The sequence below is a fragment of the Nocardia sp. NPDC056064 genome, from assembly GCF_042266925.1.
GTDB lineage: Bacteria > Actinomycetota > Actinomycetes > Mycobacteriales > Mycobacteriaceae > Nocardia.
In genome coordinates, this window is sequence record NZ_JBHJWO010000001.1 from 3,246,874 (window position 1) to 3,264,017 (window position 17,144).

At 70.7% G+C, this 17,144-nt stretch carries 20 protein-coding genes; 10 read left to right on the forward strand and 10 right to left on the reverse strand.

Annotated elements, in window-relative coordinates:
• Nucleotide 1 precedes the first annotated feature (1 nt).
• A complete protein-coding gene (locus ACFC06_RS14845; protein WP_375930463.1) occupies nucleotides 2-1,024 on the reverse strand; it encodes an alpha/beta hydrolase in 1,023 nt (340 codons plus the stop codon).
• Nucleotides 1,025-1,117: 93 nt separating this feature from the next.
• Complete coding sequence (locus ACFC06_RS14850; RefSeq protein ID WP_375930466.1) at nucleotides 1,118-1,939, reverse strand: alpha/beta fold hydrolase; 822 nt, start codon at nucleotides 1,937-1,939, stop codon at nucleotides 1,118-1,120.
• Nucleotides 1,940-2,009: 70 nt separating this feature from the next.
• On the opposite strand from ACFC06_RS14850, the gene ACFC06_RS14855 reads away from it, so the two are divergent.
• From ACFC06_RS14855 to ACFC06_RS14870, 4 genes are all read left to right on the forward strand, one after another.
• Nucleotides 2,010-2,744: an SDR family NAD(P)-dependent oxidoreductase gene (locus ACFC06_RS14855; protein WP_375930469.1), complete on the forward strand. Its 735-nt coding sequence runs from the start codon at nucleotides 2,010-2,012 to the stop codon at nucleotides 2,742-2,744.
• A gap of 189 nt (nucleotides 2,745-2,933) precedes the next feature.
• Nucleotides 2,934-3,389: a large conductance mechanosensitive channel protein MscL gene (gene mscL / locus ACFC06_RS14860; RefSeq protein WP_375930472.1), complete on the forward strand. Its 456-nt coding sequence runs from the start codon at nucleotides 2,934-2,936 to the stop codon at nucleotides 3,387-3,389.
• Nucleotides 3,390-3,507: 118 nt separating this feature from the next.
• A complete protein-coding gene (locus ACFC06_RS14865; protein WP_375930475.1) occupies nucleotides 3,508-3,735 on the forward strand; it encodes a type II toxin-antitoxin system HicA family toxin in 228 nt (75 codons plus the stop codon).
• On the forward strand, nucleotides 3,732-4,112 hold the full coding sequence (locus ACFC06_RS14870; RefSeq protein ID WP_375930478.1) for a type II toxin-antitoxin system HicB family antitoxin: 381 nt from the start codon (nucleotides 3,732-3,734) through the stop codon (nucleotides 4,110-4,112). The genes ACFC06_RS14865 and ACFC06_RS14870 overlap by 4 nt, the downstream gene beginning before the upstream one ends.
• Before the next feature lie 54 nt (nucleotides 4,113-4,166).
• On the opposite strand, the gene ACFC06_RS14875 is transcribed toward ACFC06_RS14870, so the two are convergent.
• Nucleotides 4,167-4,751: an NADPH-dependent FMN reductase gene (locus ACFC06_RS14875; protein ID WP_375930481.1), complete on the reverse strand. Its 585-nt coding sequence runs from the start codon at nucleotides 4,749-4,751 to the stop codon at nucleotides 4,167-4,169.
• 149 nt (nucleotides 4,752-4,900) lie between these two features.
• Here ACFC06_RS14875 and ACFC06_RS14880 point away from each other — a divergent pair, with 149 nt between their 5' ends.
• Nucleotides 4,901-6,253 (forward strand): MFS transporter, encoded by a 1,353-nt coding sequence (locus tag ACFC06_RS14880; RefSeq protein ID WP_375930484.1) that lies wholly within the window; start codon nucleotides 4,901-4,903, stop codon nucleotides 6,251-6,253.
• 18 nt (nucleotides 6,254-6,271) lie between these two features.
• On the opposite strand, the gene ACFC06_RS14885 is transcribed toward ACFC06_RS14880, so the two are convergent.
• From ACFC06_RS14885 to ACFC06_RS14895, 3 genes are all read right to left on the reverse strand, one after another.
• Nucleotides 6,272-7,972 carry an amidohydrolase gene (locus tag ACFC06_RS14885; RefSeq protein WP_375930487.1) on the reverse strand — a complete coding sequence of 567 codons (1,701 nt, stop codon included), beginning with the start codon at nucleotides 7,970-7,972 and terminating at the stop codon, nucleotides 6,272-6,274.
• Nucleotides 7,973-8,053: 81 nt separating this feature from the next.
• Nucleotides 8,054-9,256, reverse strand: coding sequence for an Ig-like domain-containing protein (locus tag ACFC06_RS14890; protein WP_375935502.1), 1,203 nt, complete (start codon nucleotides 9,254-9,256; stop codon nucleotides 8,054-8,056).
• A gap of 126 nt (nucleotides 9,257-9,382) precedes the next feature.
• Nucleotides 9,383-10,426 carry a UDP-N-acetylmuramate dehydrogenase gene (locus ACFC06_RS14895; protein WP_375935505.1) on the reverse strand — a complete coding sequence of 348 codons (1,044 nt, stop codon included), beginning with the start codon at nucleotides 10,424-10,426 and terminating at the stop codon, nucleotides 9,383-9,385.
• Between the two features lie 90 nt (nucleotides 10,427-10,516).
• On the opposite strand from ACFC06_RS14895, the gene ACFC06_RS14900 reads away from it, so the two are divergent.
• The 3 genes from ACFC06_RS14900 to ACFC06_RS14910 are packed head-to-tail and all read left to right on the forward strand — an operon-like array spanning nucleotide 10,517 to nucleotide 12,383.
• Complete coding sequence (locus ACFC06_RS14900) at nucleotides 10,517-11,002, forward strand: DUF2505 domain-containing protein (RefSeq protein ID WP_375930490.1); 486 nt, start codon at nucleotides 10,517-10,519, stop codon at nucleotides 11,000-11,002.
• An 18-nt stretch (nucleotides 11,003-11,020) separates the two neighbouring features.
• Nucleotides 11,021-11,554, forward strand: a complete 534-nt coding sequence (locus ACFC06_RS14905; RefSeq protein WP_375930493.1) for a DUF2505 domain-containing protein — start codon at nucleotides 11,021-11,023, stop codon at nucleotides 11,552-11,554.
• 13 nt (nucleotides 11,555-11,567) lie between these two features.
• On the forward strand, nucleotides 11,568-12,383 hold the full coding sequence (locus tag ACFC06_RS14910; RefSeq protein ID WP_375930496.1) for a class I SAM-dependent methyltransferase: 816 nt from the start codon (nucleotides 11,568-11,570) through the stop codon (nucleotides 12,381-12,383).
• On the opposite strand, the gene ACFC06_RS14915 is transcribed toward ACFC06_RS14910, so the two are convergent.
• Complete coding sequence (locus tag ACFC06_RS14915) at nucleotides 12,369-12,977, reverse strand: hypothetical protein (protein WP_375930499.1); 609 nt, start codon at nucleotides 12,975-12,977, stop codon at nucleotides 12,369-12,371. The two genes, ACFC06_RS14910 and ACFC06_RS14915, sit on opposite strands and share 15 nt — an antisense overlap.
• Nucleotides 12,978-13,082: 105 nt before the next feature.
• Here ACFC06_RS14915 and ACFC06_RS14920 point away from each other — a divergent pair, with 105 nt between their 5' ends.
• Nucleotides 13,083-13,817, forward strand: a complete 735-nt coding sequence (locus ACFC06_RS14920) for a DUF2993 domain-containing protein (protein WP_375930502.1) — start codon at nucleotides 13,083-13,085, stop codon at nucleotides 13,815-13,817.
• Between the two features lie 7 nt (nucleotides 13,818-13,824).
• Here ACFC06_RS14920 and deoC read toward each other — a convergent pair whose 3' ends face one another.
• Entirely contained in the window at nucleotides 13,825-14,493 is a 669-nt protein-coding gene (gene deoC / locus ACFC06_RS14925) for a deoxyribose-phosphate aldolase (RefSeq protein ID WP_375930505.1), read from the reverse strand.
• 121 nt (nucleotides 14,494-14,614) lie between these two features.
• Here deoC and ACFC06_RS14930 point away from each other — a divergent pair, with 121 nt between their 5' ends.
• The gene (locus ACFC06_RS14930; protein WP_375930508.1) at nucleotides 14,615-15,142 is read left to right on the forward strand and encodes a GNAT family N-acetyltransferase; all 528 of its coding nucleotides are present in this window, start codon (nucleotides 14,615-14,617) and stop codon (nucleotides 15,140-15,142) included.
• A 4-nt stretch (nucleotides 15,143-15,146) separates the two neighbouring features.
• Here ACFC06_RS14930 and purU read toward each other — a convergent pair whose 3' ends face one another.
• Nucleotides 15,147-16,037 carry a formyltetrahydrofolate deformylase gene (gene purU / locus ACFC06_RS14935; protein WP_375930511.1) on the reverse strand — a complete coding sequence of 297 codons (891 nt, stop codon included), beginning with the start codon at nucleotides 16,035-16,037 and terminating at the stop codon, nucleotides 15,147-15,149.
• Nucleotides 16,038-16,057: 20 nt separating this feature from the next.
• On the reverse strand, nucleotides 16,058-17,110 hold the full coding sequence (locus ACFC06_RS14940; RefSeq protein ID WP_375930514.1) for an alpha/beta fold hydrolase: 1,053 nt from the start codon (nucleotides 17,108-17,110) through the stop codon (nucleotides 16,058-16,060).
• Nucleotides 17,111-17,144 lie beyond the last annotated feature (34 nt).

A 17,144-nucleotide genomic window follows, 5' to 3' on the forward strand; every position in this document is an offset into this window, starting at 1 on the left:
GCTAGTCGTTCAGCGCGGCGGCGAACAGTGGCCAGGAGCGGTGGAAGTCCTCGCGCCAGTAGCCCCAGGAGTGGGTGCCGGTGGGGCGCAGGTCGACGGTGGCGGGGATGTCGAGTTCGGCCAGGCGGGTGGCGAGTTGCTGGGTGCACAGGCCGGTGACGGCGTCTAGGGCGCCGCCGATGAGGAGCTGGTCGAGCAGTTTCATCGAGTCGCCGCGCAGCCCGGGGCCGTCGACCGTGTCGAGGGGGCCGGGCAGGCCGGTGCCGGAGGCGATGTAGAGGGTGAGGCCGCGCAGGCGGTCGGCGTGCAGGAAGGGGTCGTTGGCGGCCCAGAGCGGGTCGCCGGGTTGTCCCCACATGTTCACCGGGTCGCCGTTCTGGCCGGAGACGACGGTGTTGACGATGGCGTGCCCCTGCGGACCGCTGGTCGCCACGCAACCGCTGTAGGAGGCCACCGCGCGGTACAGCCGCGGCGCGGCCAGGGCGAGCTGGAAGGCCGCGGTGCCCGCCATCGACACCCCGGCCACGGCATTGGCGCCGCTGCCGTGGAATCCGGCGTCGATCACGCGCGGGAGTTCCCTGGTGAGGAAGGTGGTCCAGCGCTGGCGGCCCAGGACCGGGTCGTCGGCGCGCCAGTCGGCGTAGTAACTGCCCGCGCCGCCGACCGGCATCACCACGGTGACCTGTTCGCCGGCCAGGAACTCGGCGATATCGGTGCGGGTCAGCCAGTTTCCGCCGGTGTGCCAGTCACCGTCGGGTCCGCTGCCGCCGTCGACACCGTTGAGCAGGTAGAGCACCGGGGCGCTCGCGGTGGGATCGGCGGCGGGCAGCACGGTGACGGTCACCGGTTTGCCCATGGCCACCGAGTACACGACCAGCTCGACCACTCGGCCCGGCCCCGGCGACGCCGAGACGATCCACGCCGCGTCGGCGGTGCGCCCGGCGGGCTCGGCCGAGGCGACCGCGTGCCCGAGCAGGAGTCCGGCCGTGAGCACGAACAGCAGACATCGCGTCCCGACGCTCATGCGTCACCTCCATGACCGGCCGCCGAACAGGCCGCGTCACACAGGGTAAAGGGCTCCGACCTGCGCCGGAGTCACTTCTGAAACATTAGCCCTTCACAGATCGTCGACGAACTCGCCCACCTCGGCCACGAAACGCGCACGGTCCTCGATGAACAGGCCGTGCTGGGCGCCGTCCCAATAGGAGGCGCGGGCGTCGGGAGCGTTCTCGGCGATGTAGCGGCCGTTGTCCACGGGCACGACCGGGTCGGCGGTGCCGTGCAGGACCAGCACGGGGACATCGAGGGCGCGCAGGGTCTCGGTGTTGTCGACGGTGCGGTAGAACAGCGCCTTGCGCACCGAGGGCGGGGTGGCCAGACTGCCGCCGAACAGGCGCTGCGCGTCGGGACCCTTGTCCTCGCCGGGGCCGGTATTGGCATTGCCGAACACCGCGAAGGCGCGCACGGCCCGGCCCGCGGCCTCGTCGAAGACGCCCGGAATGGCCTTCTCCATCGCGGGACCGGGCGCCGCCCCGGGCACATCGCGGCCGATATGGGCGGGCGCGCCGCAGTAGACGACACCGGCGACCGCCCCGGTGCCGTGGGTGGCCAGGTAGTCGGTCGCGACGATGCCGCCGTAGGACCAGCCCAGCAGCACCGCGCCGGACTCGATGCCCTCGGCCGCCAGCACGGCGGCCACGTCGGCGGCCCAGGCCTTGGGATCGTCGTAGCCGGTGCCCGGATCGTCGGAGTAGCCGTGGCCGCGAAGGTCGACGGCGATCACCCGGTAGCGCTGGGCGAGGTCGTCGGCGGCGGCGCCCCAGCAGCGCAGATTGCCCGCCCAGCCGTGCAGCAGCACCAGCGGCCTGCCCGTCTCCGGGCCGGTCACCCGGTAGACGATCCTGGTTCCCTCGGCACTGACAGCATCGCGAATAGCCATGCCGACAGGGTAGAACGCACCGTGATCGGAGCCATGGCACGGGCGAATCGGCGGCGAATAGGATCGGCGCATGAGCACTCGTCACGCCGTCGTCACCGGCGCCAGTTCCGGAATCGGAGAAGCCACCGCCCGCACACTCGCCGCGCAGGGTTTCCACGTCTACGTCGGGGCGCGGCGGTTCGATCGGGTGAAGCAGCTGGCCGACGAGATCGGTGGCACCGCGCTCGAACTCGACGTCACCGACGAGGACTCGGTGCGCGCGTTCACCGACGCGATCGGCGAGGTGAACGTGCTGGTCAACAACGCGGGCGGCGCCAAGGGCCTGGCCTCGGTGCTCGACGCCGACCTCGACGACTGGCGCTGGATGTGGGAGACCAATGTGCTGGGCACCCTGCGCCTGACCAAGGCGCTGCTACCCGGACTCATCGCCTCCGGCGACGGCCTGATCGTCACCATCACCTCGATCGCCGCGCTGCACGCCTACCCCAACGGCTCGGGCTACACCTCGGCCAAGCACGCCCAGGCCGTGCTGCACCGCACCCTGCGCGAGGAGCTGCTCGGTCAGCCGGTGCGGCTCACCGAGATCGCGCCCGGCGCGGTGGAGACCGAGTTCTCGCTGGTCCGCTTCGACGGTGACGCCGAGCGCGCGGCCAAGGTCTACGAGGGCATCGACCCGCTCTACGCCGCCGACATCGCCGAGATCGTCGGCTTCGTCGCGTCGCGGCCCGCGCACGTGAACCTCGACACCATCGTCGTCAAGCCCCGTGACCAGGCCGGTCCCGGCAGCTTCGCCCGGCGCTCCTGACCTGCGACGTTCAATCCCCGGACCGGACAACCGATCCGGGGCCTCGCGCCGCCCGGGTGGCGGCCCGGCCCGTCGGCACCGATACTGCCCATGACCCACCCTGTCGCGTAGCTGTGAATTCGCTACGTGACGGGGAGGTCGTTAGCATCACCACGTTTGCCGATAGCCAGGATGAGGAGTGCTCCACCGATGCGCAGTATCAAGTCCGTATTCGACGGGTTCAAAGACTTCCTGATGCGCGGGAACGTCATCGACCTCGCGGTCGCGGTGGTCATGGGCACCGCCTTCACCGCCGTGGTCACCGCGTTCACCAAGGGACTGGTCAACCCGCTGCTCGCGGTGTTCGGCTCGACCAACGAGCTGGGCCTGGGCGTGCAGCTGATCGCGGGCAAGCCGGCCACCTTCATCGCCGTCGGCCCGATCGTCACCGCGTTCATCAACTTCTTCGTCGTCGCCGCGGTGCTCTACTTCGTGCTGATGCTGCCGATGAAGTCGCTGAAGAACAAGTTCGGCACCACCAAGGACGCCGAGCCCACCGAAACCGAACTGCTCATCGAGATCCGCGACCTACTGGCCAAGCAACACGGCCTGAGCACCGAGGAAACCGAACAACTCAGCAAGGACCGCGCCACCGAATCGGTCTGACCCACCCCCGCTCGCGCCGGGGCAGCAGCAGCGCCGGGACCAGCACCACCGAGCGCCATCGCGTCAAATTGTCTACCTGATTTGCCTTGTTTTTGCCTATCTCAATAGACTAAAATCCATGGTATCGGAGCAGCCAACCCACAAGGTGGTCAAAGAGCTACGCACCGCAGGATTCACACGTACCGACGCGAAGGGCAGTCACGGTTGGTGGACCGGCCCGAACGGATTATCCGTGTCAGTACCGGATGGTCATCGAACCATCTCGCCCGGCGTCTATCGCAAGATCCTCAAGGCGATAGAGGACGACCGAGGCAAGGCCGCGACCGAGGAGGGCGCGCAGGAATGAGCAATACGTACCGAGTGCAGATCACGCGCGATGGCCGGTGGTGGATGGTCCACATCCCAGAGCTCGACGAACTCACCCAAGCACGGCGCTTGTCGGAAGCGCCGCTCATGGCGCGCGAGGTCATCGCGCTACACACCGGCGTGCCGCTGACCGAGGTGACGGTCGATGTCGAGATCGCCGTCGAAGATATCCCCGTCAGCAAACGCGCCAGTGCCGTTGCGGCACACCGCGTCGAGGCGGCGAGGCTGGAACGGCTGGTCGTCGATGAATCGCGTCGACTGGCGCGAGAGTTGGCCCAGCGGAAAGTGCCGGTGCGCGATATCGGCGAAATCCTCGGCGTCTCGCATCAACGCGCGCAACAGCTGACATCCACCTAGCCCGGGCATCGGTCCCGCCTTCGCACACCAGAAGGCGGGACCGATGCGTTCGGTTCACTTCCCGTAGGGGTGGGTGGTGCGGGCGGTGCGGAGGGCTTCGGCCCACCAGGTGAGTTGGTCGAGCATGGTCGCGGCGGCGGTCTCGGCGGCGTCGGGGTCGAGGAGGGTGCCGGTGGGGTCGAAGCGGGGCCAGGGGTTGGGGAAGGCGACGGAGTCGCGGACGGTGACGGCGTGGAGTTCGGCGAAGACCGGGCGCAGATGTTCCACGGCGCGCAGGCCGCCGGAGATGCCGCCGTAGGAGACGAAGCCGACGGGTTTGGCCTGCCACTGGGTGTGGTGCAGGTCGATCAGGTTCTTCAGGGTGCCGGGGTAGCTGTGGTTGTACTCGGGGGTGACCACGACGAAGGCGTCGGCGCGGCCGAGGGTGGCGGTGGCCTCGGCGAGGGCGGGGTCGTCGGTGGCGGCGCCGAAGGTGGACGGCAGGTCGATCCGGCCGGTGTCGACGGTCTCGACGGCGAGGGTGTCGCGTAGGGCGGCCTGGCGGACGAACCAGTCGGCGACGGTCGGGCCGAAGCGGCCCTGACGGGTGCTGCCGATGACGACGGCCAGGCGCAGGGGGCGGATCGTGGTGGCGCTCATGGGATTCCTCCGGCTCGGTGGCGGCTCGTCGGCCGCCGCTCCGCCCTACCGTGCTACCTGAACCATTGTTCAGGTCAAGCGGCGGGAATATCCCACACGCTTATCTGCTTATTGCATTCATACGCAGATATGCGACCATGGGAGATGTCATGAGCACCGCACTGTTCGCCCACCGCGACTACCGATTGCTGTTCACCGCGCAGGTCGCGGCGCTGTTCGGCACCGGTCTCACCACCGTCGCGCTCGGGCTGCTCGCCTACGAGCTGGCCGGTGGCGACGCGGCCATCGTGCTCGGTACCGCGCTGACGCTGAAGATGGTCGCCTACGTCACCGTGGCGCCGATCGCGGGCGCCTACGCCGGGCGGCTGCCGCGCAGGCAGTTCCTGGTGGCGCTCAACGGCATTCGCGGGGCGATCGTGCTGGCGCTGCCGTTCGTCGACCAGATCTGGCAGATCTACGTACTGATCACCCTGTTGCAGATCGCCTCGGCCGCCTACACCCCCACCTACCAGGCTGTGCTGCCCGACATCCTGCCCGACGAACGCCTCTACACGAAGGCCCTCTCGGCCGCCCAGCTCGCGGCGACCATGGAGACACTGCTGAGCCCCGTGCTCGCGGCACTGGCGCTGAGCCTGATCAGCTTCCACTGGCTGTTCGTGGGCACCGGGATCGGGTTCGCCGTCTCGGTGGGCCTGGTGCTGGCCGCGTGGGTCCCGGATGCCGTGACCGGCGACGGGGCGATCCGGGAGCGGCTGGTGGCCGGGCTGCGCTTGTTCGCGGCGACACCCCGGCTGCGCGGACTGCTCGGGCTGAACCTGGTGGTCGCGGCAGCGGGCTCGGTGGTGATGGTCAATACCGTCAACTACGCGCGTGACGTGCTCGGCGGCACCCAGTCGGCGGTGGCGCTGCTGCTGGCCGCCAACGGGTTGGGCACCATGCTGGTGGCGCTGACGCTACCGCGCGTCCTGGACCGGCGCGGGGAACGGCCGGTGATGCTGACCGGCGCCGCGGTGCTCGTCGCCGGGCTCGCCGCGGCGATCGCGCTGTCGACCGCGGGCGCGGGCGACTGGCGCTGGGCCGCCGCGCTGACGGTGTGGGCCGTGATCGGCGCGGGCAACGGCCTGGTGCTCACCCCCACCGGCCGGGTGCTGCGCCGCTCGGCCCGCGCCGAGGACCGGCCCGCCCTGTTCGCCGCCCAGTTCTCGCTCTCGCACGTGGCCTGGCTGATCACCTACCCGATCACCGGCTGGCTGGCCACGACCGCCGGGTTCACCACCACCTGGGTCGCGCTGGCGGTCATCGCGGGGCTGGGTGCCGGGGCGGCGGTGCGGCTGTGGCCGCGACACGATCCCGCCGAGATCACCCACGTCCACGAGCTGGGCACCGTCGACCCGGCCATCCTGGCCGACGCGATCCAGGTGGGACCGCGCCACTACCAGCACACGCACGCCTACGTGATCGACCGCGACCACCCGCGCTGGCCCAGCCTGGCCGCCGCCTGAACGAGGACGGCCCGTGGGTCAGCAGCAGCGGCCGAGCGGGGGCTGCGGGCTCGGGTCGGTAGGGGTGGGCAGGCCCGCGAGGAAGGCGTCGAGGTCGATGCGCTGCCCGCCGAGCCAGGTGCCCCGCACCGCGACCGTGGCGGCGAGCCGGGCCGGGTCAACGGTGAACGGGTCGGCGGAGAGTTCCACGAAGTCGGCCAGTTTGCCTGCCTCGATCGAGCCGACCAGATGTTCGCGCCGCAGCGTGCGGGCGGCGTCGATGGTCTGGGCGCGGAAGGCGGCGTCGAGCGGGATGGCCTGCTCGGCGCCGCGCACGTTCCCGGCGCGGGTGCGGCGGGTGACCACGGTCTGGATATTGGTCAGCGGCGAGGGCGGGGAGACGGGTCCGTCGTTGTGCAGGGAGACGCAGGCGCCGGTGGCCAGGGCGTCGCCGGTGGGCTGCCAGCGGCTGCCGTGTTCGTGGTCGAAGATCTGGCCGTCGAGCAGGTCGCCCCAGAAGTAGGTCTGGAACGGCGACATCGACAGGTACAGGCCCAGGCTCGCGGCGCGGTCGAGTTGCGCGCGGGTCGCCCCGCCGACATGTTCGATGCGCCAGCGGTGGTCGGTGCCGAGCAGGTCGTAGCGACGCAGGGCGGCCTCGTAGGCGTCGAGGGCCAGTTCGACGGCCAGGTCACCGTTGGAGTGGAACGACATCTGCCAGCCCGCGGGCGCGGCCTTGTCCAGGATGGCGTCCAGGTCGGCGCGGGAGTAGTTGAGCGCACCGGCGCCGCCCGCGGTCTTCGGGTCGATGTTCGCGCGGCGGGTGGCCTCGGTGTCGAGGTAGGGGAACGAGGTGGCGGCGCTGCCCACCCACACCGCGCCGTCGGTCCAGAGTTTCACCCCGGCCTTGCGCAGCATCTCGTCACCGGCGGCGAAGGTGTCGGTGTCGACGTAGGTGTCGGTGGTCGACATCTCCCACAGATTCACCCGCAGCGGACACGAGACCGTGGCCGCGAGCGCCTCGTAGGCGGGTTTCTGGTCGGGGTTGTAGGCCATGTCGGAGGTGGAGGTGTAGCCCGCGCGCGACATCTCCGCGAGGAACAGCGCGCCCGCGCGCAGCGGGTCGTCGAGGTGGTCGATCAGCGGATACATGACAGCCCCGAGCACCGGCACCTCGAAGCCCTGGCCGTCGAGCGAGCCGTCGGGATTGCGGCCGAAGTGCCCGCCCTCGGGGTCCGGCGGCGGGTTGTCGGCCCAGCCGTAGCGCTGGATCAGCGCGGTGCCGAAGTAGATGCCGTGCCCGGAGTTGTCGAGCACGGCGGCGATCCGGTCACCGAAGATCTCGTCGAGTTCGGCCGCGTGCGGTGCCGCGTGCTCGTGCAGCAGCGCGTCGAAGCCGCTGAACACCAGCGGCTCGTCCGGACCGGTCGAGGCGAGCGCCTGCTGGAACACGGCCAGCACGTCGTCCCAGGTGGGCGCGACCCACGGCGCGATCAGCCCGACCGGCGGCTGGGTGCTCACCCCGCCCAGGAAGGGATGCCCGTGCGGCTCGACGAACCCGGGCAGCAGCGCGGCGGCACCGGTGTCGATCACCTGCGCGTCGGGCCCGAGCGCCGCTTGGCACTCGGACAGGGTCCCGACGGCGACAATGCGCGTACCCGAGACCGCCACGGCCTCGGCGCGCGGCCGATCGGGGTCCATGGTGATCACCGTGCCCGCGACGAGGACGAGATCCGACACGGCCTGCTCCCTCCGTCAACCGGCTCCGACCAGCAGAGACTATGCCGACGGAGAGGGCATCCGGCCTCGACACGCAGCGCGTCAGCGCGGCTGGGCGGCCACTCCCCCGGACGACGTGGTCCCGGCCAGTGCCGACATGGACTGCCAGGTGGGCCAGTCGATCGCCCAGTCGTAGATGTCGCCGTCGGCGGCCGAGAGGTCGATGGAGGTGCCGGTCACCTCGACCGGATCGCCGTAGAGCGCGGTCGGGAAGTAGGACTGGGCATCGCCGGGCGAGAGGTTGATGCAGCCGTTGGTGACATTCGACGACCCCTGCGCGGCGAGCGATTCCGGATTGGCGTGGATGAACTCGCCGTTGTTGGAGATACGCACCGCCCAGCGTTCGCGGACATTGGTGTAGAACGGCGGGTTCGACATGAGGAAGTCCTCGTACTTCTCGGTGACCACATGGGTGCCCGAGCGGGTGACATTGCGCGCCTCGTTGCCCTCGCCGTAGGACACCGCGAAATCGAAGATCGTGGCACCGTCACGCACCACCTGCATCCGGTGGCTGGGGGCGTCGGCGATCACCACCTGGCTGCGGCCGATGGTGAAATCGGAGGTCAGATCGGAGTCGCCGTAGACCCCGCCGCCCAGGTCGACGCCGTAGAGCTTCGCGGCCACGTGCACGGTGGTGCCGGGGGTCCAGTAGGTCTTGGGCCGCCAGTGCGCCCGCGACCCGTTGTCGTCGGGCAGCCACGCCCACGACCCCTCGGTGCCGGTACTCGTGGTGACGGTGAGCGCCTTCTCCGCGGCGGCCTTGTCGGTGACCGGTCCGGTGAACTTGACGATGATCGGCGCCGCGATCCCGACCTCCTGGCCGTCACCGATATTGATCGTGGCCGGGATGGTCGACTTCGGGGTGAGCGTGCGGAAGCCGCCCTCGATCGGCACCTGTTTGCCGTCGGCGCCGGTGGCGGCACCGGTCCAGGTGTAGGCGGCGCCGTAGCCGAGCGGCTCGGTGATCCGGTAGCCGGTGTGGTCGGGGGTGAACTCGCCGGTGACCTGCTTGCCGTCGGCATTGGTGAGGGCGACCTGGTCGATCCGGCCGCTCTCGACGCGCACCGAGATCGGCGCCGCCGGGGCGATGTCGGTCGCGCCGTCACCGGGCTCGAGGGTGACCTGCGCGACAGCGGCGGCGGGCCCAGCGGCCGGTCCCGGCCCGTCGGAGGAGCAGCCGGTCAGCACCACGAGCACCGCCAGCAAGATCACCGCAAACGCCGCGCCGACACCGCGAAGGCCCAGTTCACGCTTCGCCCCGGCCGCACGTCGTCCCGCCGCCCCGCGCGCACGCAACGAGGCGGTTACCGAAAGTTTGCTCACGCATCGAATGTACGCCGCGATTTCGGGCCCACCGCCCGGCGAAGCTGTCTAGAGGGTCACACCCACCGTGACCGGTTCCGGCTCCAAGGTGACCCCGAAGCGTTCCTGTACGCCCGCGCGCACGGTCTGCGCCAGCGCGACGATGTCGGCGGCGGTGGCCGAACCCCGGTTGGTGAGGGCGAGGGTGTGCTTGGTCGACAACCGCGCCGCCGCGTCGGCGCCGGGGAAGCCCTTGGCGAACCCGGCGCGCTCGATCAGCCAGCCCGCCGAGAGCTTGGTCCCGTCGGGCGCGGGGTAGGTGGGCACCCGCACGTCCTCGCCGACATGGGCGGCGATGGCGGCCAGGACCTGCGGCAACCGGTCCTCGGCGACGACCGGGTTGGTGAAGAACGAGCCCGCGCTCCAGGTGTCGTTGTCGGCCGGGTCCAGGACCATGCCCTTGCCCGCGCGCAGCCGCAGCACCTCGGCGCGCACCTGCGCGGCTGGGCGGGTCTCCCCCTCGTCCGCACCGAGGACCTTGGCCAGCTCGCCGTAGCGCAGCGGCGCGCTCGCACCGCTGGGGTCCAGCGCGAACTCGACCGCGAGCACGACCGCGTCGTCGCTGTGCTTGAGCACGCTGGTCCGGTAGCCGAAACCGAGTTCGGCGGGCTCGACCCAGCGCACCTCACCGGTCTTGCGGTCGAGCAAGCGCACCCGCCGCAGCAGCGAGGCGACCTCGACGCCGTAGGCGCCCACGTTCTGCACCGGCGTCGCCCCGGCCGAGCCGGGGATACCGGACAGGCACTCCAGCCCGCCCAGCCCGGCCTCGACAGTCGCCGCGACGACCTCGTCCCAGTTCGCGCCCGCCTCGGCCGTCACACTGTCGGCACCCAGCTCGACGCCGGTGTTCGCCACCCGCACGACAACACCGTCGAAGCCCGCGTCGTCGATGAGCAGGTTCGAGCCACCCGCGAGCAGCAGCACCGGGATGCGGGCCGCGTCCAGGGCGCGCACGGTCGCGATCAGCGCCTCGGTGCCGGCGCATTCGGCCAGCAGCGCGGGCCCGCCGACGCGCAACGTCGTCAATTCGGACAATCGCACCGATTCGCGCACCACCGCCCCGGTCCCGGACAGGAGGTCACGCAGCTGATCGGAGGACACCACCCGTGTTGTTCGCACGTCTAGGACGGTAGCGTGTCGCGCATGGCTACACCTCTGGCGTACACCGCTCGCTACACCCATCCGGTCGAAGCGGTGCGCGCGGCGTTCTCCGACGAGCAGTACTGGAAGGCCCGGATCGAAGAGGTCGGCGGCCCCGGTGCCCGCATCGATTCCTTCAGCGCCGACGGCGACCGGGTCCGCGTGCAGATGGTGCAGGCGATCCCCGCCGAGCAGCTGCCGCCCGCGATCACCGCGGTCCGCCCCGGCGACCTGGTCATCCCGCGCGTGGAGACCTACCAGGGCACCTCCGGCACCGTGGAGGCCCACGTCGACGGCGCGCCCGCCAAGGTCGTCGCCACCGCCACCCTGGCCGCCGACGGCACCGGTTCCACCGCCACCGTCACCGGCACCATCGAGGTGAAGATCCCGCTCTTCGGCGGCAAGATCGAGGCCGCCATCTCCGAGCACCTGCTGGAGCTGCTGAACAACGAGGCCGCTTTCACCGAACAGTGGCTCGCCACGCACTGAGCGGTAACGTGTCTGCCCATGGCACGTCGACTGGACTACTCCGCCCGCTACCCGCTGCACACCACCGAAGAGCTGTACGCGGCACTGCGGAGCAGGGATTACTGGGAAGCGCGCGTCGCCGAGATGCGTAAGTACGCACCGCACAACGAGGTGGTCAGCCACGAGGTGAGCGAGGACGGCATCGATGTCGTGCTCGCGCACACCCTGCCGCGGGAGATGCTGCCCGAGATCGCCCAGACGGTGATGCGCAAGGACATGGTCATCACCCGCAAGGAGAGCTGGGGTCCGTTCGAGCACGAGGAGACCGAGGGCAGGTTCTCCGCGTCGATCCCGGCGGGCCCGGGCAGCCTCAACGGCACCATCCGCCTGTTCCCCACCGAGACCGGCGCCACCATGCGCTTCTCCCCCACCGCCAAGGTGTTCATCCCCATGGTCGGCCCGCGCCTCGAGCAGCTCATGCTGGTGAACCTGGTCGACCTGTTCCGCGCCGAGCAGGAGGAGACCTCGCGCTGGCTGGCCGCGCAGGCCCCCGAGACGGCGAACAACCCGTAGACACCGCCGCCCCGTGACAGACCCCCGCTCCCGCCGGAAGATCCTGCCCCCGGTCGGCACGATCACCCGCGGGACCACCGGGGTCAACCGGCTGCGCCGCTGCGACCGCTGGCTGGTCAACGACGAGCTCGTCACCACCCGTCTGCGTGACGCCCCCGACCCGCTGGTGGTCGACCTCGGCTACGGCGCCGCCCCCTGGACGACCTTCGAACTGGCCGCGCGGCTGCGCACCGTCCGCCCCGATCTGCGCGTGGTCGGGCTCGAGATCGACCCGGCCCGCGTCGTGCCGGGCCGCGACGGCGTGCGTTTCGCCCGTGGCGGCTTCGAACTGGCCGGGCTGCACCCGGTGCTGGTGCGTGCGTTCAATGTGCTGCGCCAGTACCCCGAGGACGCGGTCCCCGACGCGTGGTCGCGCATCCAGGGCAATCTCGCCCCCGGCGGCCTGCTCGTCGACGGCACCTGCGACGAGCTCGGCCGCCGCAGCGCCTGGGTGCTGCTGGACCGGCACCGCCCGCTCTCGCTCACCCTGGCCTGGGACCCGTTCACCGTCGAACGCCCCTCCGATATCGCCGAGCGCCTCCCGAAAGTCCTGATCCACCGCAATATTCCGGGCGAACGGGTGCACACCCTGCTCACCGCCGCCGACCAGTGCTGGGACCGAACTGCCGCGCTGGCCCCCTACGGCCCGCGCGTGCGCTGGCGCGAGGCCGCGCGGATGTTGCGCGCCAACGGTTTCCCCGTGCGCGCCTACCGGCGCCGGATGCGTGACTGCGTGCTGTCGGTGCCGTGGCCGACGGTCGCGCCGAACGGCTGGTCAGACCCCGGCTAGGGCCCGCCGCACCCGCGCCGCCGCCCGGGGCGCCAGAAGCTGCCCGCCCCAGCGGATCTCGTCGGTGTCGCAGCGGTGGATGGCGACCGCGTCGGCGACCACCTCGTCCAGGGCGCGCTGGGAGATCTCGGTCTCGGCCAGATCCAGCACCGTGCGCACCGGCGTGGTCACCAGGAAGGCCCCCGCCGACTCGATGTCCGGATCGGCCAGCCTGCGCCGGGTGAGCACCAGCCGTGGCGTCACCGGCGGCCGCCCCGCCGACACCGACAGATGCAGGAACCGCGGCTGCAACCGCCCGAGCCCGTGCAACTCGGCCGCGCTCTGATACGACACCGCCGCGGCCCCGTCGAACCAGGCGGCCCACATCGCGTACTCGTCGAGCGGACCGGCCCGCCACGGCGTCAGCCGCATCATGCCGACCCCGGCCCTGGTCACCGACCCGTCGCCCAGTGCCGCCCTGACCTGGAGTTCACATCCGGTCCGCAATACCTGACGGGTGGTGAAGAAGCCCGCGTGGCGCCCCGCCAGGCGCCGTAGCACCCGCCACCGATGTTCCGCCGTCCCCGTCAGCCGGCGCCGACCCTCGCCAGTCATGGATCCAGGCTACGCCGCGTGGAGTGCGCCAGGTCACACTTTGCTGTGAGGGCTTTCACTGCGTCCTCAGAGCGGGCACAGAATCTCGAGGAAGAATCCGATGGCATGAGCACACAGACGCCCCAACGTCCCAAGATCGGTCGGCGCACGCTGGTGATCGCGGTCGCCGTGGTCGCCGTGCTGCTCGTGGCGGCCATCGCGGGCACCGAAGCCTATGCCCGCCACCAGGTCTCGCGCTGCATCAGCAGCTCGTTCGAGCAGCAGATGGGGTCGAGCATCGACGTGGGCTTCGGCCCGAAACCGATGCTGCTGACCTATCTCGACGGCAAGGTCGGCTCGGTGACCATCGACAGCGAGGACAACAAGTTCGGTCCCGCCGTCGGCATGGTCGTGCACGCCGAGTTCGAAGACATCGAGCTGGACAAGAACAACGGCGGCGGCACCATCGGCAGCTCACAGGCCGAGGTCACCTGGGACAACGACGGCATCCGCCAGACCCTCGGTGGCATGGTCAGCGGCGTGTCGTCCTCGGCGCGCGACAAGACCATCACCCTCGACGTGCTCGGCGGCCTGGCCCAGCTCCAGGTGGTGCCCTCGGTGCGCGACGGCAATGTCACGGTCGAGACCAAGTCCGCGCAGCTGCTCGGCATCGGCCTGCCCACCGATCTGGTGCAGGGCATCGTCGAGACGTTCACCCAGAGCCTGCAGAGCTACCCGCTGGGTTTGCGGGCCAAGGACCTCCAGGTCACCGACGACGGCATCATCGTGCACCTCGAAGGCGGCCGCACCACCCTGGAATCGACCAGCAATGGCACCGATCAGGCCCAGTTCACCTGCTGACCCGGGCTCAGTCCGGGAAGCCCGCCAGCACCGCCGCCGACTGCGACAGTCCGAGCCGGGTGGCGCCCGCCGCGATCAGCGCGGCCGCGTCCTCGGCGGTGCGGATGCCGCCGCTGGCCTTGACGCCCAGTTTGCCGCCGACGGTCTCGGCCATCAGCCGCACCGCGTGCACACTGGCCCCGCCCGCCGGATGGAACCCGGTGGAGGTCTTCACGAAATCGGCACCGCCCCGCTCAGCGGCCCGGCACGCGCCCACGATCGCCTCGTCGCTCAGCGCCGCGGACTCGATGATCACCTTGAGCACCGCCCGGTCGCCGATCGCCTCGCGCACGGTGATCACATCGGCCAGCACGGCGTTGAAATCACCGGCCACCGCGGCACCCACATCGATCACCATGTCGACTTCGGCCGCGCCCTGATCCACCGCCAGCCGGGCTTCAGCCCCCTTGACCAGCGAGTGGTGTTTGCCGGACGGGAAACCGGCCACCGTCGCCACGACCAGCCCCGGCGCCCGCACCGGCAGCATCGAGGGCGACACGCAGATCGCGTACACCCCCAGCGCCCGCGCGTCCTCGATCAGCGCGCTCACCTGCGCGGGTGTGGCCTGCGGTGCGAGCAGCGTGTGGTCGATCATCGCGGCCACATCGGCCCGGGTCGGTGGCGTCGAGACGGTCATGAAAACGAGTCTGGCACATCGGCGAATACCGAAACTTCATTGCGCGCCGGTACCCAGGTCGGGAAGACTTACACCTACCGGTCGGGCCGTGCGCCCGCCGCTATCAGACCCGGAGGCGACAGTGCTCATCCGTCGTGAGATACCCATCGATGCTCCGGCCATAGCCGAGATCCATCGGGGCGCGTTCGCCGCGCACTACGCCGAGGACCCGGCCGTCACCGAGCCACCCGAGGTGGCCCTGGTCGAGGCGCTACGGGCCGACGAGTCGTGGATGCCCACGCTCTCGCTGGTCGCCCTGGAGAACGACACCGTCGTCGGGCACATCCTGCTCACCCGCGCCGGAATCGGGCCGTTCCCGGTGCTGGCGCTGGGCCCGCTCGGCGTCGACCCCGACCGGCACAAGACCGGGATCGGCTCGGCACTGATGCATGCCGCGCTGGGGGCGGCCGACGCGATGGACGAACCGGTCGTCGGCCTGGTCGGCGACCCGGTCTACTACTCGCGGTTCGGTTTCGTGCCCGGCGCCCGGCTCGGCATCGTCCCCGACGAAGCCGAGTGGGCCGAGTACTTCCAGGTGCGCCCGCTGACCGCCTACGACCCGGCCCTCAGCGGCGAGTTCCGCTACCCGGCGCCGTTCTACGCGCTCTGAGCCCTCACTCGAAGACCACCGTGCGCCTGCCGTGCACGAGCACGCGGCCCTCGAGGTGCCAGCGCAGGCCGCGGGCCAGCACCACCCGCTCGATGTCGCGGCCCTGACGCACCATGTCGCGCACGTCGTCGGCGTGGTCGACGCGGATCACGTCCTGCTCCAGGATCGGGCCAGCGTCCAGTTCGGCGGTGACGTAGTGGCAGGTCGCGCCGATGAGCTTCACGCCGCGCGCGTAGGCCTGGTGATAGGGCCGCGCGCCGACGAACGAGGGCAGGAAGCTGTGGTGGATATTGATCGCCCGCCCGGCCCAGTGTTCGCACAGCGCGGCGGGCAGCACCTGCATGAAGCGGGCCAGCACCACCGCGTGCGGATCGTGGCCGTCGACGAGTTCGCGGACCTGTTCGAAGGCGGGGCCGCGCTCGGCCGGGTCCTTCGGGAACGGCACGTAGTGGAACTTCACGCCGTGCGCCTCGGTCATCCCGGCCAGGTCGGGGTGGTTGCCGATGACGGCCTCGATGGTCGCGGGCAGCTCACCGGCGGCGGCGCGGCCGAGCAGGTCGTGCAGGCAGTGCCCGTCCTTGCTCACCAGCAGCACCACCCGGCGCGGGGCGCCGGAGTCGTGCAGCTGCCAGTCGGTCTCGGGGCCGAACTCGGCGGCCACCTCGGCGAAGCGGGCGCGCAGTTCGTCGATGCCGAAGGGCACGGTCGCGGCCTTGACCGCCTGGCGGGTGAAGAACCAGCCGGTGTCCCCGTCGGAGTGGTAACCGGCCTCCACGATCGAGCCGCCGAACTCGGCGATGAACGAGGAGATGCGGGCGATGATGCCCGGCCGGTCCGGGCAGCCCAGGGTCAGCACGAACCGGCGATCATCCGAGGTCAGGGGGGCAGAACTCATGCCCACAGTCTCGCAGGCGGTCAGGCCAGGGCGCGCACGGGCTCACGGACCGAGGCCAGGACGGTGGCCAGCTCGGCGTTGAACAGGTCGTAGCGCTCGACATTGCCCAGATGCCCGGTGGGCAGCACCTTGTGCCCGGCCAGGTTGCCCGCGGCGGCCAGCAGTTCGGCCAGGCGCTGGGCGTGCAGCGGCGGGGTGAGGTCGTCGCGGTCGCCGGCCAGCACGGTGGTGGGCACCGCGAGGTTGCGGGCGTCGTCGCCCAGGTGCAGTGCGGCCAGCACCAGCCCCCAGCGCGAGCGCGCCATCATCGGACAGCCGCGCACCACCGACAGCGCGTAGTCCAGCGTCGGACGCGGGGTGTCGAGGGTCATCACCTGCCGGGCGAAGATCCAGCGCACCGGCTTGATCGGCGGGAACACCACCGGCGTGCCGAGGATGAGCCTGCCCAGCCACGTCGGCGTCGGCATGGCGCGGCCACGCAGCAGGCGCAGCGGCTTGTTCAGCCCGGGGACCATGGTGGAGACCTCGACCAGCGAGTGCGCGCCGGTATTGGTGAGCAGCACCGCGGCGGCGCGCTCGGTGACCTTCTCGGGGTAGCGTCCGGCCCACGAGATCAGGGTCATCCCGCCCATGCTGTGGCCGACGAGCACCGCGCGCTGACCGGGCAGCAGGGTCGCCTCGAGCACGTCCTCGAGGTCGTCGGCCAGCAGGGCCGGGCTCGGCTTGGCGTAGCCGTTGGTGGATTCGCCGTGGCCGCGCTGGTCGTAGGCGATGACGCGGTACTCGCCGGCGAAGGCGTTGATCTGGGCGTTCCAGTACTCGATCGAGCAGGTCCAGCCGTGGGCGAACACGATGACCGGCGCGTCGACGGGGCCGTAGGCGTGTACCCGCAACCGGGCGCCGTCGGCGGTGACCACCGTCGTCACCTCGGGGGTGGCCCGGGGTGGGTCGAAGGCGGCGACCCCGTGGGTCCGGGTCCGCAGATCAGCCCGGTGGGCCGCCAAGGTGGTCTTGATCGTGGCGGACGCCGTATCGACCAGATTCACCAGAGCCGTCGGCAACGTTGCACGCATCGGCACACTCCTTCGTGTTACTGCTAGATACAGT